The sequence below is a fragment of the Oceanobacillus rekensis genome, from assembly GCF_002153375.1.
GTDB classification, from domain to species: domain Bacteria; phylum Bacillota; class Bacilli; order Bacillales; family Amphibacillaceae; genus Oceanobacillus; species Oceanobacillus rekensis.
On record NZ_MTBQ01000004.1, the window covers coordinates 155,686 to 173,073 of the forward strand.

A 17,388-nucleotide genomic window follows, 5' to 3' on the forward strand; every position below is an offset into this window, starting at 1 on the left:
ATACCTCCTGTTTATATTTAACTGACAAAACTCCACATAGTGAAGCATCTATATTATAAAATTATTCTATAGATGAATAGTGAAAAAGTAAATCAATTACGCGAAATTAAACGATTACTTTAACGTTAATTTACAAACATTTAAGTTACCCACCCTTTAATTCTAATTTAGTCTTATAACGCAAAATATGTTAGGATAAGCTTATATATTTTAGAAGGAGGCTCTGAACATGTTAGTGAAAGAAGAAAAAATTCTGCAAACCTATTTTGGCTATGAATCATTTCGTCCTGGACAGCAGGATACAATCGATCATATATTACAGCTGAATAACACACTTGCTGTGATGCCAACAGGTGGCGGTAAATCACTATGTTATCAGATTCCTGGTCTATCCATGGATGGAACTGCAATTATTATATCCCCTTTAATTTCTCTTATGAAGGACCAAGTAGATGCACTACAGGCGTTGGGAATCCCCGCAACCTTCATCAATAGCTCACTTTCAACAGGAGAACAACAAGCTCGACTGCGCGATTTGGAAAATGGCCGGTATAAATTTGTCTATGTTGCACCAGAGCGGTTTGAATCCGGGTCTTTTGTAAATGTAATCAAACGAATCCCTCTAGCACTCGTTGCGTTTGATGAAGCACATTGTATTTCACAGTGGGGACATGATTTCAGGCCAAGTTATCGTTCCATCGTACCCAACTTGAAACGATTATCCAATATTCCTGTCCTTGTTGCATTAACTGCAACAGCTACAGAGGAAGTCATTTCCGATATTCAGGAACTATTAAACATTACGGATAACCATGTTGTCAATACCGGTTTTGAACGGGAAAATTTATCCTTCCATATCGTGAAAGGAAAAGATAAACCTTCCTACATACGGTCATTTTTAGAAGAACACCAGGACGAATCTGGCATTATTTATACTGCCACTAGAAAACAGGCTGATGCATTATATGACCAGCTTTCCAAACGCGGAATTAATGTTGCTAAATATCATGCCGGCTTATCGGAAACAGCGCGTAAACAGGCACAGGCTGCATTTATTCATGATGAAACGGCGATTATGATAGCGACAAACGCATTTGGAATGGGAATCGATAAATCCAATGTTCGGTATGTTATTCACTATGCCATGCCAATGAATATTGAATCCTATTACCAGGAAGCAGGAAGAGCCGGACGTGACGGAGAACCTAGTGATTGTATTCTACTCTTCTCCCCGCAGGATGTGCAACTGCAGAAATTTTTAATCGAGCAATCTCTTATGGACGATACCGCCAAACAAAATGAGTATCGCAAATTACAGGCGATAATCAATTACTGTCACACCCATGGTTGTCTAACATCATTTATCCTCGATTACTTTGACGATACAGTAACAAAGGAAACATGTGGTCGTTGCAGCAACTGTGTGGAGCGGCAGGAAAAGGTCGATATTACCGAAGAAGCTCAAATGATATTATCCTGTGTGAAACGAATGGATGAACGCTTCGGCGTTGGCATGACTGCTAAAGTATTAAAAGGATCCAAAGATAAAAAAATAAGAGATTTTCGTCTCAACAAAATTTCTACGTATGGAATATTATCAGCCTATACAGAGAAAGAACTTACCGAACGAATTCATTTCCTAATTGCCGAGCAACTACTTGGAACTGAGGAAGGACAATATCCTACATTACGATTGATTCAAAACTCTGTTGACGTGTTAAAAGGGAATCGGCGTGTTGAGATGTATACAGCTCCAATTCCAACAAGTGATGATGCCGATTACCATGAGGACTTATTTGCAGAACTGCGCGCATTACGGAAGCAAATTGCCGATGAAAAAAATGTCCCACCATATGTTCTGTTCTCTGATGCTACCTTGAAAGAACTAAGCCGCTACTTCCCTACTTCTAAGGAGGATATGCTTGAGATTAAAGGGGTCGGAGAAAAGAAATATGAACAATATGGGGAAGAATTTTTAGCAATTATTAAGGAATGGCGCGCTAATAATCAGGATGTAAAAAAGAAGGTTCGTATCGCTGACACCTCAGCATCCAAACCAAAAGTTAAAAAAACGGCCGATGATCGTCCGAGTCATTTGATTAGCTATCAAATGTTTCAATCTGGTAAGTCTATTAAAGACATTGCAGCAATCCGAGATTTTTCTAAAATGACGATTGAGAATCATATTTTCAAAGCTTTTCAAGATGGCCATCCCCTCGCATGGGAAATCTTCTTCGATGAGAAGGAAGAAGCGGCAGTGATTGCTGCGCATAGTCAAATAGATGAGAAAAAGTTGAAACCATTGAAGGAAGCATTATCAGAGGAATATGACTATACGAAGATTAAAGCAGTTTTAGTTAAAAATGAATTAATGTAAAAAGAACAGCCTGGCGTTTTTATGCCAGGCTGTTCTTTACTTCAACGACCGAACGAATGTGATAAGGCCGCATAATGTCTGCGAGAGCGCCTGTCAGCGACCGAACGAACGCAATTAACCAGCATATAGTCCATGAGAGTGCTTGTCAGCGACCGAACGAACGCAATTAACCAGCATATAGTCCATGAGAGCGCTTGTCAACGACCGAACGAACGCGATTAACCAGCACATAGTCCATGAGAGCGTTTATCAACGACCGAACGAACGCGATTAACCAGCACATAGTCCATGAGAGTGCTTGTCAACGAACGAACGCGATTAACCAGCACATAGTCCATGAGAGTGCTTGTCAACGAACGAACGCGATTAACCAGCACATAGTCCATGAGAGTGCTTGTCAACGAACGAACGCGATTAACCAGCACATAGTCCATGAGAGTGCTTGTCAACGAACGAACGCGATTAACCAGCACATAGTCCATGAGAGCGCTTGTCAGCGACCGAACGAACGCGATTAACCAGCACATAGTCCATGAGAGCGCTTGTCAACGACCGAACGAACGCGATTAACCAGCACATAATCCATGAGAGCGCCTGTCAGCGACCGAACGAACGCAATTAACCAGCATATAGTCCATGAGAGCGCCTGTCAGCGACCGAACGAACGCAATTAACCAGCATATAGTCCATGAGAGCGCTTGTCAACGACCGAACGAACGCGATTAACCAGCACATAGTCCATGAGAGCGTTTATCAACCGAAGTAATTGCAAACGGCATTTTATCAGCTCTGGGATACGCGTAGACTTCTGAGGAACGGAGGCATCGGTGAGATAACCAAATGCTATAGCGTAAGTTGGCTCACCAATCTCCATAAATTGTAAATGTACTTCCTAGAGCGGTAGCCGAAGTTGCTTCTCTTACGTTACAGCTTATATATATTCCGTCTAAAGCAGCAAAAGTTATTATTCACCTCTGTCCAGCTGCGGCTCCTAGAAACTCCGGTCATAAGCAATTGACTCTCTATGCAGGAAAGTTCACCTGCATGTCGGTCCCTTGCTTATGCCTGCGTTTCTGGTCAGTCGCCTTCGCATTTCATTTTACGTTCAATGCCCATGTTCCATTACGGAATACGGCTTCGGTTGTGCCGTCTGCTTGTATGCCATCAATATCCAATTTTTCGGAACCAATCATGAAATCAACGTGGATTAGGCTGTCATTTACACCATGTTTGTCGAGTTCTTCGCCATTCATCGCTGATCCGCCTTCCAAATTAGTTGGATAAGCTTTTCCTAAAGCAATATGGCATGATGCATTCTCATCAAACAAGGTGTTATAAAAAATAAGGTCCGATTGTGATACAGGTGATTCATGTGGTACTAATGCAATTTCACCAAGTCTACGTGCACCTTCATCCGAATCAAGCAAATGTTTTAAGACCGCTTCCCCAACTTCAGCTTTAAAGTCAACTACTTGACCGTCTTTGAATGTGAGACTAAAGTTATCGATCAGACTGCCACCATAATTAAGTGGTTTTGTACTTGAGACCGTTCCACTCACACCGTATTTATTTGGCATGGTGAATACTTCTTCTGTTGGGATATTCGGATTGAATGTCACACCACCTTCGGAAACAGCAGATCCACCTTTCCATATATGGCCTTCAGGTAATTCCATTTCTAAATCTGTTCCCGGCGCTTTAAAGATGAGCTTCTTATAATTCCTGTCATTCAATACCTCACGGGCAGTTTTTAATGTTTCATTGTGTGCATCCCAAGCAGCAATTGGATTTTCCTGATCAACACGGACAATCTTCAAGATGGCATCCCATAAGCTACTTACAGCCTCTTCTTTTGACTTTTCAGGGAAGATTTTTTGTGCCCAGTCACCCGATGGAATAGAAATAATCGACCATGTAATTTTATCGTTCATTGTATATTTACGGAAATTCACCATTGCTTCTGCTGCTGCCTTATTTGCTTTTGCAACAAGAGATGGTTCAATATTCTTTAATAAATCCGGGTTCGTTGAACGAATGTGTAATACTGCTCCACCATCTTCTGCAAGTGTATCATGAAGCTTCACTTTCCATTCTGGGTAATCTGTAAGTACTTCTTCCGGCGCATTTTCATATTTCAAAAGCGTTAATTCGTCATCCGTCCAGTTAATATGCACATCTTTTGCACCTAATTCATATGCTTTGCGAACAACAATTTTAGTGAAATCTGCTCCTTCAATCGGTGCATTAATCATCAAGGCTTGTCCTTTTTGCAAATTAACACCTGTACGTAATGCTAATTCCGCATACTTTTCTTGTGTTTGTTGACTTACCATCATTTAACCTCCAAAAGATATCATAGTATGTGTTACTAAAAAACGGCATGGCTTGAACACTGTCTCTTGTATTAATAAAAACACATTATAAATTCATTATTCCATATTGACCGGAAATTCGCCAAAATTTAATTTCCGTTTATGATACTGCTCTTTTAAAAGATCATCGAAGTATTGCAGTCCTATTTACCTAATCGCCAAAATATGTTAATATTAAAGAATAAGTTACTTTTTGTAATCAATCATAAAATTATAATATTAACGAATCATAACGATATTTAAAAGAGTGAGGTGATCTTTATGGAGAAGTTATGTCCACGTTTTGAAAAGGCAATGGGACTTCTGAGCACAAGATGGGTTGGTTTAATTCTATTTGATCTATTAAAAGGAACGAAACGTTTTTCAGAGATGGAAGCAGATTTGCCTATAAGTGGAAGATTGCTCTCTGATCGATTAAAATTACTCGAAAAAGAAGGTATCGTCAAACGTAATATATATTCTGAATTCCCTGTTCGTATTGAATATTCCCTTACTGAAAAGGGAAAATCGCTTGAACCAGTTATCAAAGAAATTCAAGACTGGGCCGATAATCATGTTACCCCAGAAGAAGTTGAAGACCAAAATGCTTAAGTTTAAAAGAACTTCCTCGGTTTGAGGAAGTTCTTTTTATATTGTATAGGATTGCTTTTTACCCCGCTAGCTTATGCTTTTCCGCGAATAATTAATTTTATCCGCGATTAATTATTTTATTCCGCGATTATTTCTTTTTATCCGCGAATTCGTGATATTATTCCGCGCAAATCATCTTTATTCCGCGATTCAAAAGAAAGAGCGCTAAAACCAGCGCTCTACAGTCCCTTGCTTATGCGTCCGCTTCTGGACAGTTGCCTCCGCTTTTGTGTCGGCTAGCTGCGGCGACCAGGGGCTATTGGACTTCCTGAGACCTCCGTACGATAAGTCAACATCGACTCCCTCCGTTCGTCGTGTTTCCTTTATCTCCTGCGGTCCAGTCCAGTCCATACGCCCCTAACCGGGTCGCCTCCGCTTTTGTATACTATTCCATTACATACTTCGTACCGAATGTTTTGGCGAGGTTTTTGGAGCTTTTTCTTCTTTCTTCTCGGTGTTTTGCTCGTTGTGGTGCGCTTTCGTGGAGCATTTTTTCATTGTCTGATTCAGGGAAAACTGGTGGTACTGGGACTGGTTTTCCATTTGAGTCAATCGCTACAAATGTCATGAAAGCAGTCGTACATACTTGTCTTTCTCCTGTTACAATATTTTCAGTGATGGCCTTTGCAAAGACTTCCATTGATGTGTGATGTGTCCATGTCACAAAGGCTTCTATGGAGATGTAATGACCGACTTTTACCGGTGCAAGGAAGTCGACTGAATCTGTTGATGCAGTTACTACCGGATTTTTGGCATGTTTTGATGCAGCGATCGCAGCAATATCATCTATATGCGCCATCAATTTGCCACCAAAGAGGGTGCCATAAGCATTTGTGTCTGGTGGTAGAACGTGTGTTGTTTTTAATGCCAGTGATTTTGAACAGGCTCTTGCTTCCATTTTATTTCCTCCTAATGAAGCTCGTTTTTTAACTTATAAGATTGGGGAAAGCAATCTGGAAAGGGACTCCTTAAATCGTATCCCTATCGATCGTTTCTCATAAAGTTTTTCCGTCATTTGAGTGGATAATTCAATATCTTTACTAAATTGCTGTGCTAGCTTTTCGGAAATCCCCGAACCATAAAGGAATGCATTCACCTCAAAGTTTAGTCGAAAACTGCGCACATCAATATTTGCGGTTCCTACTGATGCAATTTTCCCATCGACAACAATTGTTTTCGCATGGAGAAAACCATTCTGATAAATATATACTTCTGCACCAGCATTTAACAAGTCACCACTATTAGAAAGGGTGGCCCAATAAACAAAAGGGTGGTCCGGTTTATTTGGAATCATAACCTTTACATCTACACCCGATAAAGCTGCAATTCGCAATGCATCACGAAGACTCTCGTCAGGAATGAAATAAGGTGTCTGAATATATACATACTCCTTTGCTGCCAAAATCATTTTGATATAGCCATTTTTGATTTGCTCCCACTCAGCATCCGGTCCACTTGTAACTATTTGGACTCCGACATCACCACTTGGACTTGTATCATAATAGTGATCATCATATAGAATAATATCCCGTGAAGCTTGATTCCAATCAAGAATAAATCGTGTCTGCATATTTCGAACGGCATCCCCAGTTATACGTAAATGTGTATCCCGCCAATATCCGAATTTCTTTTTCTTACCGAGATATTCATCACCAACATTAAACCCTCCGATATATCCAACTTTTCCATCAATAATTGTCAACTTTCTGTGGTTTCGAAAGTTAATTTTTAAGTTGAAAATAAATAACGCTGGGAAAAAAGCATCGACCATGACACCAGCATTTTTTAATCGTTTAATATAGCTTTTCTTTAAGGAGCGGGAACCCATCGCATCGTATAGTACGCGAACGCTCACACCTTCATTAGCCTTCTTAATCAGAACTCCGGCCAGACGCTCGCCGAGTTCATCACTACGCATAATATAATATTGCATATGAATATGATTGGTTGCTTTTTGCATATCTAGGATTAAAGCATTAAATTTTTCTTCTCCATCAGTAAGAATATCGATATTATTATTTTGTGAAAATATTGCATCATCATTCCGTAATTGAAGGTATACCAAATCTTTGTATATCTCCAATTCCTTATGATTAAAGACAAATTCCCTTTCCTCCAGTGACCTGAGTTGAGCCTGAACAGCAGTTTTGACACCTATTCTACTTTGTTTATCCCATGTGAAAATTCGCCGTTTACTTATCGGCTTCCCAAAGACCAAGTATAGAAAAAATCCTGCTATCGGTATAAACAGAAGGACCATTAGCCATGCCCATGAAGAAGTAGGGTCTTTTCTCTCTAAGAATATAATGGAAACTCCTAATGCAATATTAAAGATAATGATAAATACTAATAAATAAGAAAGTATCCCCATGTTTTATGGTCCTCCCTTTCTGTTTAATATGTAACTTCTACCTATATAATATAGCATAGAAATTTCTTCCAAGATAATAATGCAAAAATAAAAAACACGCCTGCTCCATGTTTTACTGGGGTAGGCGAGTAATGCATACTCTCTTATATTTGATTCAAAGCCTGCTCCAAGTCGGACCAAATATCCTGCCATGCCTCAAGGCCAACAGAAAGACGAATCAACTGATCACTTATTCCCATTTCCCCGCGGGTTTCAGCCGGAATCACCGCATGGGTCATTGTGGCAGGATGCTCAATTAATGTTTCGGCATCGCCAAGGCTTACGGCGATTTTCATGAAAGCTAAACGGTTCAGTAATTTCTGTGCGCACTTTTTATCACCTTTTATTTCAAATGAGATAACACCGCCACCACGCTTCATTTGCTTTTCCATGATAGCAAAGTCAGGGTTATGTTTGTCGCCTGGATAATAAATATGTGCAATATTATGATGTTTCTTTAGTTTTTCCACGATTTTTTCTGCATTATCACAATGACGGTCAAGTCTTACCGGTAATGTTTTGAGTCCCCGGAGTAATAGCCAGGCATCAAACGGGGAAATCACGCCACCCATATCCTTTAAGGTTGTGCGTGCAACCAAATCAATAAATGACTGCTTTCCTACTGCCAAACCGGCAATAACATCTCCATGTCCACCAATATATTTCGTTGCACTATGGATAACGACATCACAGCCCAGTTCTAAGGGGCGTTGTAAATACGGGGTGGAAAACGTATTATCAACGACAACAGGTATATCATGTTCTTTGGCAACTTCAGCTACCATTTCCAGATCGACGAGCCTCATTGTTGGATTAATTGGTGTCTCCACATAAATAACAGCAGTTTCCGGTCTGATTGCAGCTCGGAGTTCTGCTTTTGTTTTCATATCTATATAATCGGTCTTCATATTGTATTTTTCCTTCATCATCGAAAGTAAACCAAATGTGCAACCATATAATCCGGAAGAACAGACAATATGATCATTTGCCTTTGTCAACGCAACCAGGACAGCTGATACTGCTGCCATTCCCGACCCAAATGCAAGACCTTTTTCCCCATTTTCAAGTACTGCAATTCTGTCTTCAAGTATTCGAACAGTCGGATTACCAAGTCTTGAGTATATATATCCATCCTCCTCACCGGCAAAGCGACGTTCTCCTTGTTCAGCTGTTTCAAAAGTGTAGGTGGAAGTTTGAAAAATTGGTGGGGTGAGACTGCCGAGCATATTTTTTGAATCATACCCCTCATGGATTACCGCTGTTTCAAAATGACCCCGTTTCTTGCTCATGAAATAGCTCCTCCCATTCATTTGAGCTTGCTTCCATTTTAAAGGAAACTAGTAATTTATGAAATCGTTTTTCTTATAGATTTTTAGCCAATAAATTGCTTTATTAATTTTTCCAATTTACTATTATCTTAGGCTTACCAGAAAAAGGAGAAATATAAATGGACAATCGTCAAACGAAATTTGGCATACTATATACATTTAGTGCCTATCTGTTATGGGGTTTTCTTACAATATACTGGAAACAACTTGAATATGTTCCACCGGGGGTTATTCTTGCTCAACGTATTGTTTGGTCATGTGCATTCATGCTTCTACTTGTTACCATATTAGGCAAATGGCAACCATTCATTAATGAATGCCATAACATTATTCGGGATAGGAAAAAACTATTCGGTATTACGGCAGCTTCCATTGTCATCAGTTTGAACTGGTTCCTATTTATTTGGGCAGTTGTCAGTGGCCATGTACTTCAGGCAAGTCTTGGCTATTACATCAATCCGCTCATCAGTATTTTACTCGGAATTATTATTCTAAAAGAATCCGTTTCCAAAGGACAGATTATTTCTTTTATCCTTGCAGCTGCAGGAGTACTTTATCTAACTTTCAGCTACGGGGTGTTTCCATGGGTGTCATTGCTACTCGCCACGTCATTCGCCCTATATGGCTTGTTGAAAAAGACAGTGGATATAGGTGCAATGTACGGTTTAACGATTGAAACTATGATTGTTGCTCCGGTTGCCCTTATTTATTTAATCATGATTCCAGTGAATTCCTTTACATTGCAACCATTCATAACCACAACGAATCTATATTTAATTGGGGGCGGGATTGCAACAGCCGTTCCATTGTTACTCTTCTCAAGTGGTGCTAAACAAATCCCACTGGCAATGGTAGGTTTCTTGCAGTACATCACCCCAACAATGATGCTTATATTAGGTGTATTTTTATACGATGAGACATTCACCAAGGCCCATTTAATTACCTTTATCCTGATATGGACAGCATTATTTATTTATATGTTCAGCGTTTACAAAAAACCAAGAAGAAAATTAAAGGTGCAAAACTAGTTTATATTCTCAGTCTATTAATTATTTCAGAAAAGATGTTGACAATTAATTAAATTCATTATAAACTCATAATAATTAAATATTAATAAATGCAATCTCTTATCAAGAGCGGTGGAGGGAATAGGCCCTGTGAAACCCAGCAACCAGATGCAGATTTCTCTGCTGTTAAAGGTGCTACATCCTACAGATTATCCATTGATCTGGAAGATAAGATGAGGACCGGTTCGTACATACGCCCTCTTCTTAGGAAGAGGGTTTTTAATACCAATAAAACCAACCAAATTAGGAGGGATTATTTATGACAAAATTTCATGTTCAGAATCCAGAAACCGTGTTACTTCATGGTGGCCAGCAACCAGACCCGAGTACAGGCTCACGCGCTGTCCCAATCTATCAAACTACTTCCTATGTATTTCGTGACACAGAACATGCCCAGAATCTATTCGGTTTAGCGGAACCAGGTAACATCTATTCCCGAATTATGAATCCAACTGTTGATGCATTTGAACAGAGGGTTGCCCTGCTTGAAGACGGAATTGGAGCTGTTGCCACTTCATCTGGTATGGCAGCAATCACTCTATCCATCCTGAATATTGCTGGAACGGGTGATGAAATAATCGCGGACAGCAACCTATATGGTGGTACATATAATCTATTTGCTACGACACTTCCACGTTACGGAATAACCGTCAAATTCGTGGATGGAACTAACCCTGAGGAAATTGAAGCGGCCATCACAACAAAAACAAAAGCTATCTTTGGAGAAATTATTACCAATCCAAGTTTAAATGTATTTGATGTGGAAACGGTCGCTGATATTGCCCATGCACATGGAGTTCCACTAATCATTGATAGCACATTCGCGACTCCATATGTAACGAAGCCAATTACATGGGGTGCTGATATCGTTGTTCACTCTGCAACAAAATGGATTGGCGGACACGGTACAACAATTGGCGGCGTTGTTGTTGATGGTGGAAGATTCAATTGGGATAATGGACGCTTCCCAGGATTTACAGAGCCTGATGAAAGCTATAATGGCCTGAAATACAATGACCTTGGCCCAGCAGCCTTCATAACCAAATTGCGTGTTCAACTTCTGCGTGATATCGGTGCATGCCTAAGTCCACAAAATGCGTTTCTACTATTACAAGGACTGGAAACACTTCATCTGCGTATGGAAAGACATACTAAAAATGCGGAAGAAGTTGCAAATTATTTACAAGATCATCCATCCGTAGAATGGGTTAGTTTTCCTGGTTTGTCTGAACATCCATCACATCAGCTTGCCAAAAAATATTTTAAATTCGGCTATGGATCCATCATTACTTTTGGAATCAAAGGTGGTCGTGATGCTGGCAGAAAGCTGATTGACAGTGTTAAATTATGGTCACATGTGGCCAATGTCGGCGACGCAAAATCATTAATTATCCACCCTGCCTCAACTACACATCAGCAATTAAGTGAGGAAGATTTAAAGAATAGCGGTGTATCAGAAGAACTTGTCCGTTTATCAATAGGGCTTGAGGCTGTGGAAGATACGCTTGCAGATTTGGATCAGGCAATTGGCAATGCTACCGGGAAGACGGGATTAACGAATGTATCAGAAGAAGCAGAAGCAATCAAATGGCTACTATCATCCCCATTTGACCGTAGTAATGGGCCGCGCAGGAAGGTAATTTTATCCCTGGGTAGTGATGATGCTTCAAGAATAGCTCTGGAGAAACAAGGCTTCCAAGTTATTCAAATTAGAGATGATTTCAATATTTCAGACTTGCCAGATACTGTTGATGCATTATGGGTAAACAATAGCGAACTCCCTTCTGCTATAGTCGAGCAAGTGATTAATAAAGAGGGAAAAATTATCTTTGCAGAAAATACAAATAACCAGCAAGCATTAAAACTTGCTAAAGAAGCTGGAATCATTGTTATTATAGATCAAAACCCTGCCACTGAAGCTTTAGCACTTCGAAGTAATACGATTAGGGAGAAACAAAATGTTTGATAAACGGCTTTACTAATAGGATACTAAGGGAAAGAATCCCACACTGACTAAAATCACCTTCTTTCATGAAGGTGATTTTTTTGTTCAACCCGTTTTAACATCATCCTTTATTGAGTACACTATTCATAGGTTATTTATGATCTACAAGTAAAATTGCAAACCATACTAAAAACTTTCATAGATTTGTACTTTTCGAACATGATCCATTAGGGTATATTATTAGAATAGATAAAGGACAAATAGCCACCCGTTTTCATAATATATATAATAGATAACTGCTTAGGATGATGACATGAAAAGAAAATGGATATATATGATTGCTTTATTCTTAATTATTGGGATAGCATTCATTTATTTTATGACAGGAACCGATTCAAGTATCCCTGATTCCGCTACAAAACTCGAGGTAGCAGAAAAAGAAGCAGCATTAGAAGAACAGGTAAAAATTGAAAAAGAGGAAGAAAAAGCAGAGAAAAGGAATGAGACTGAAACGGAAGAAACAGAACAACGAGCATTTCCACAAATCGTTACAGAAGCAGTGCAAGGCACCGTAGATTTCTTTACAAAACGTGAAACACATATAGTTGCCATTGGTGATTCCCTGACGCATGGTGTTGGTGACGAAACAGAACAACATGGCTATGTCGGTATTTTAGATCGGACGATTAATGGTCATAAACAAATTGCTCATATTGATAATTTCGGTAAGCGTGGAAATCGGACAGATCACCTGTTAATGCGTTTGGAAGATGATGAAATTGCCAGTTCGATCAGTGATTCCGATATCGTATTAATGACGATTGGTGCCAATGATATTATGCAGGTCGTTAAAGAGAATTTCACCAATCTGGTCATGGAGGATTTTGTTTTTGAACGGGATGGTTATGAGGAAAGACTCCGTGAAATATTTGATGAAATTTTAAGATTAAACCCGAACACCGAGATTTACTTACTTGGATTTTATAATCCTTTCAAGCAGTATTTTGACGATATTGAAGAACTGGATTTAATTGTTGAAACATGGAATACTACTGGAAATGATGTTGCAAGTGACTATGAAAATGCCACCTATATACCAACAGATGATTTATTTACAGATGAAACTGCTGAACTTTTTTCTGATGATAACTTCCACCCAAATTATGAAGGTTATTACCGAATTGCTGAACGGGTTTTAGAATATATTACGATTAGATAAAGGATGAACGCTATGACAGACAGAATACAGCGTTTGAAAAAAACCAGTAAATGGAAGAAGCTTTTTTTCAGCTTACTTGCCTTCAATATACTTATTATTATAATGCTGCTTACACTGATTTTCTGGCCTGTATCAGAAAATCGATTAGTCATTACAGAAGAGGCTTCAGAGCAAACTAGCTCAGAATTTGTAATTAGGACTTCGAAACAGAATCTGAATAGTCTTGTCAATGCCTACATTGAAAAATTACTTGGAGATTCCAAACACCATTACAGAGTATCTTTAGAGGAAGACGTCCATCTGATTGGTGAGCTCCCTGTGTTTTCATCGACGGTGCCATTATCTGTCCATTTCGAACCATTGGTGCAGGAGAATGGGGATCTTATTTTAAAACAACGCTCCATTTCCGTTGGGTTACTTGAGTTGCCTAATCAAAAAATTATGGAATATATGGATAAATACCTTCCAATGCCTGAGTGGGTAACCGTCAATCCGAAGAATCAGGAAATCTATGTTGCTGTAACCGATATGGATATACAAAGTAATTTTCAAGTCGCAGTTGAGACCATTGATTTAGAGGCAAATAACTTAGCATTCAAATTAAAAGTACCTTATGAAACATTGGGGATAGAAATGCTACGTGATTAGTGAACTGAGCTGTAGCAGTTGGGAAATGCTGTGATATAAAATAAGTCTCTCGGCAGCCGCTCTGGGAAATATACTTCGCGCACCTTAGGGTGGCTGGTGAGCCAACTTGCGCTAAAGAGCTACGTTGTCTCACCTATGCCTTTCCTCCCGCTGGAGTCTACGTATATTTCCCAGAGCTAGTTAGGAGGACGCTGACAATTACCACACTTGCTAATAGTTAAAAAGCATCATGCAACTTTACCAGTACGGGTGAGCGGAGGGCGGTGACTCCTACGGGAAAAGCACGTGTCCGAAGACCTGAAGAGTGGTTTTCTCTTCGGGGCTGAGGAGGCCGTGCCCTAAGGATGCGCATCCGCCCAGAGCAATCCCGGACGGCGGTAATAGCACGGGTTTTAGGATATCAACTAGTAGTTACTGCTGAATTTATGTCAAATGCGATAATTATAAAGCGACAATGCTTTTCGGTGGAACGAGTAACCACAGTTCCAAATATTAATCAAAGAACCTATTAGAAAAAGGGCTACACGTTCGGATGCATAATTAAAAAGCAATAATCATTAATCAAAGAGTAAACATGAAAAAAGAACCATCTACATTGTATATGGTTCTCACTTTATACGGATCGTTTGAATCGATTGGATATAAGAAATATAAATGATTGCTTTGGCAATGTCTCTTCTTCGATTTTAACCTGTTGTTGCTTCTGGTATTCTTCGAGTATCCCTTGATATACTAACTGCATTCCAGGAAACCCGCGAATATCTGCGGGTGTAATAAAACATGCTGGTTTTTCAAATTGGAACCTATCTATATCCCTTAGTACCGTTGCGACAAACTGGGAACAAAACAAAGCAGATTTACGGTGAATTTCAATATCCAGCATCACACCAAATAGGCCGATAAAATTATATTTATAGTATTCTTTCCTTTTTTCAATCTCTTTAATATTATGGATAATAGCGTTATAATCTTCGTCCGAAACAGGAAAACTGTAAAGTTCACAGCTTGCTTTTTTAAGAAGCTCACTGTGGATATCTTCCTTTATAAACCCTCCGATAAACGGATTCCTTGGTTGCTTTCTCCCGAAACTGTATAACTCATTGAGCTGTGGGTCAAAACCGATGGATACATGGTTCAATGATCTTTTCGTGTAATAATTAATCGCTTTTGATAAGTAGCTTCCTGTATCTGTAAAAAGGAAGTAAATTAGCTTTTCACCCATTTAATTTCCCTCCTTCCAATGATTGGGTGACTTTTTATTCTTTTTTCTAGCAATAAATGACGTTCAAAAACCAGCAAATGATAAGTGGCGAATCTCGAAGAATGCTTGCCTTTTTCTGTGCTCAACGTTTCGTCATCTCGTGACTCAATTTGGCATTTTTTTGAAATACACTAATAGAGCCCTTTTTACTACTATTACAAAAAAACAGGAAATATACAAGACCATTTCTGAATGTGTACAAAAATTAATTTCCTATTTATATAGCATATGTCATTTTGGTTTATTTGGAAACAGCAAATAGCTAGTCATGCACATAAAGATTCACCCGCGATACCTTGCAATATTGCGCTAAATGACGTAAGCTAAACGTGATTACTATTTAGTTTATTGGAGGAAAAACCAAGTATGATAAATGTAAATAATGTTAGTTTAAGATATGGTGATAAGAAGCTTTTTGAGGATGTAAATCTTAAATTTACTCCTGGAAACTGCTATGGCGTTATTGGTGCAAATGGTGCAGGAAAATCAACATTCCTTAAAGTTTTATCTGGTGATGTTGAGCCACAGTCAGGCAATGTTTCCATGTCCCCAGGGGAGCGTCTAACTTTCTTGAAGCAGGATCACTTTGCTTTTGAAGAATATGAAGTAATTGATACGGTATTAATGGGTCATGAGAAGTTATATAAAGTAAAAGAGGAAAAGGATGCAATCTATATGAAAGCTGACTTTTCGGAAGAAGATGGTATGCGTGCAGCTGAACTCGAGGGCGAATTCGCTGAGATGAATGGTTGGGAAGCAGAATCTGATGCAGCTGTTTTACTAAAAGGACTTGGCATTAAAGAATCGCTTCATTCAATGAAAATGGCAGAGGTTTCTGGAGATCAGAAATTAAAAGTATTGCTTGCACAAGCATTGTTCGGCAGTCCTGATATCCTGCTTCTTGATGAGCCTACCAACGGACTTGATATCCAAGCCATTCAATGGTTGGAAGAATTCTTGATAAACTTTGAAAATACGGTTATCGTTGTTTCCCATGATAGACACTTTTTAAATAAAGTGTGTACACATATTGCCGATGTTGACTTCGGGAAAATCCAAATTTATATCGGAAACTATGATTTCTGGTATGAATCAAGTCAGCTAGCATCCCAAATGGCACAGGATTCCAACAAAAAGAAAGAAGAAAAAATTAAAGAATTACAAGCCTTTGTCGCAAGGTTTAGTGCAAATGCTTCTAAATCCAAACAAGCAACTTCCCGTAAAAAGATGCTTGATAATATTTCATTGGACGATATTAAACCATCCTCACGTAAATATCCATATGTTGCATTCACACCGGAACGCGAAATTGGAAATGACTTATTACGTGTAGAGGGATTATCAAAAACAATTGGTAATGTTAAGGTCCTTGATAAAATCAGCTTTACGATGAACAAAGACGATAAAATCGCGCTCGTTGGAAAAGATGATATAGCCAAAACAACGTTACTAAGAATATTAGCTGGTGAAATTGAACCAGATGAAGGAACCTATTCATGGGGAGTAACAACGTCACAGTCCTATTTCCCGAAAGATAATGCAAAGTACTTTGAAAATGGCGATTTGACATTAGTTGACTGGCTTCGTCAATATTCACCTGAAGATGAAACAGAAACATTCCTACGTGGATTTTTGGGAAGAATGTTGTTTTCTGGGGAAGAAGCGAAGAAGAAAGCAAATGTTTTATCAGGGGGAGAAAAAGTACGCTGTATGCTATCTAAAATGATGCTTTCACATGCGAACGTGCTTATGCTTGATGAGCCTACAAACCATTTGGATTTAGAGTCTATTCAATCATTGAACAATGGATTAATTAAATTTAAAGGTTCAATCCTATTTACATCACATGACCATCAATTTATTAACAGTATCGCAAACCGTCTGATTGAAATTACACCGTCTGGCATTATTGATAAAGAAGTAAGCTATGATGAATATGTTTCAGACCGCAAACTGCAAAAACAGATAAAAGAAATGTATGCTTAATAAAAAGAGCGGAGGTGCCCACTTAAGGGTCCCCCGCTCTTTTTATTATTTTATATATCTCCACACGTTTTCCTATTCAACTCCACGATTCCAGTTATTTAATTTACTTATTTAACGTTTATCCAATATTTCATCTTTGCAAATT

At 39.0% G+C, this 17,388-nt stretch carries 12 protein-coding genes and 1 riboswitch; of the genes, 7 read left to right on the plus strand and 5 right to left on the minus strand.

The window, feature by feature from the left end:
• The first annotated feature begins 229 nt into the window (after positions 1-229).
• Positions 230-2,377, plus strand: coding sequence for a DNA helicase RecQ (gene recQ, locus BV906_RS11565; RefSeq protein ID WP_087973693.1), 2,148 nt, complete (start codon positions 230-232; stop codon positions 2,375-2,377).
• Positions 2,378-3,471: 1,094 nt separating this feature from the next.
• On the opposite strand, the gene BV906_RS11570 is transcribed toward recQ, so the two are convergent.
• On the minus strand, positions 3,472-4,710 hold the full coding sequence (locus BV906_RS11570; protein ID WP_087973694.1) for an aminopeptidase: 1,239 nt from the start codon (positions 4,708-4,710) through the stop codon (positions 3,472-3,474).
• A gap of 300 nt (positions 4,711-5,010) precedes the next feature.
• Between BV906_RS11570 and BV906_RS11575 the strand changes: the two genes are divergently transcribed.
• Positions 5,011-5,340: a winged helix-turn-helix transcriptional regulator gene (locus BV906_RS11575; RefSeq protein WP_087973695.1), complete on the plus strand. Its 330-nt coding sequence runs from the start codon at positions 5,011-5,013 to the stop codon at positions 5,338-5,340.
• A 424-nt stretch (positions 5,341-5,764) separates the two neighbouring features.
• Here the strand turns inward: BV906_RS11575 and BV906_RS11585 are convergent, their stop codons facing one another.
• The 3 genes from BV906_RS11585 to megL form a co-directional block, all read right to left on the minus strand.
• A complete protein-coding gene (locus BV906_RS11585; RefSeq protein ID WP_087973697.1) occupies positions 5,765-6,277 on the minus strand; it encodes an acyl-CoA thioesterase in 513 nt (170 codons plus the stop codon).
• A gap of 33 nt (positions 6,278-6,310) precedes the next feature.
• Complete coding sequence (cls, locus tag BV906_RS11590) at positions 6,311-7,750, minus strand: cardiolipin synthase (protein ID WP_087973698.1); 1,440 nt, start codon at positions 7,748-7,750, stop codon at positions 6,311-6,313.
• Between the two features lie 143 nt (positions 7,751-7,893).
• A complete protein-coding gene (gene megL, locus BV906_RS11595; RefSeq protein ID WP_087973699.1) occupies positions 7,894-9,078 on the minus strand; it encodes a methionine gamma-lyase in 1,185 nt (394 codons plus the stop codon).
• A gap of 158 nt (positions 9,079-9,236) precedes the next feature.
• On the opposite strand from megL, the gene rarD reads away from it, so the two are divergent.
• From rarD to BV906_RS11615, 4 genes are all read left to right on the plus strand, one after another.
• Positions 9,237-10,145, plus strand: a complete 909-nt coding sequence (gene rarD, locus BV906_RS11600; RefSeq protein ID WP_087973700.1) for an EamA family transporter RarD — start codon at positions 9,237-9,239, stop codon at positions 10,143-10,145.
• A gap of 96 nt (positions 10,146-10,241) precedes the next feature.
• Positions 10,242-10,359: riboswitch (SAM riboswitch) on the plus strand.
• 84 nt (positions 10,360-10,443) lie between these two features.
• Positions 10,444-12,150, plus strand: a complete 1,707-nt coding sequence (locus tag BV906_RS11605; RefSeq protein ID WP_087973701.1) for an O-acetylhomoserine aminocarboxypropyltransferase/cysteine synthase family protein — start codon at positions 10,444-10,446, stop codon at positions 12,148-12,150.
• 292 nt (positions 12,151-12,442) lie between these two features.
• Entirely contained in the window at positions 12,443-13,348 is a 906-nt protein-coding gene (locus BV906_RS11610; RefSeq protein WP_087973702.1) for an SGNH/GDSL hydrolase family protein, read from the plus strand.
• 12 nt (positions 13,349-13,360) lie between these two features.
• Positions 13,361-13,996 (plus strand): YpmS family protein, encoded by a 636-nt coding sequence (locus BV906_RS11615; protein ID WP_087973703.1) that lies wholly within the window; start codon positions 13,361-13,363, stop codon positions 13,994-13,996.
• A 613-nt stretch (positions 13,997-14,609) separates the two neighbouring features.
• Here BV906_RS11615 and BV906_RS11620 read toward each other — a convergent pair.
• On the minus strand, positions 14,610-15,218 hold the full coding sequence (locus BV906_RS11620; RefSeq protein WP_087973704.1) for a hypothetical protein: 609 nt from the start codon (positions 15,216-15,218) through the stop codon (positions 14,610-14,612).
• A 405-nt stretch (positions 15,219-15,623) separates the two neighbouring features.
• Here BV906_RS11620 and BV906_RS11625 point away from each other — a divergent pair, with 405 nt between their 5' ends.
• Entirely contained in the window at positions 15,624-17,243 is a 1,620-nt protein-coding gene (locus BV906_RS11625; RefSeq protein WP_087973705.1) for an ABC-F family ATP-binding cassette domain-containing protein, read from the plus strand.
• Positions 17,244-17,388: the final 145 nt, after the last annotated feature.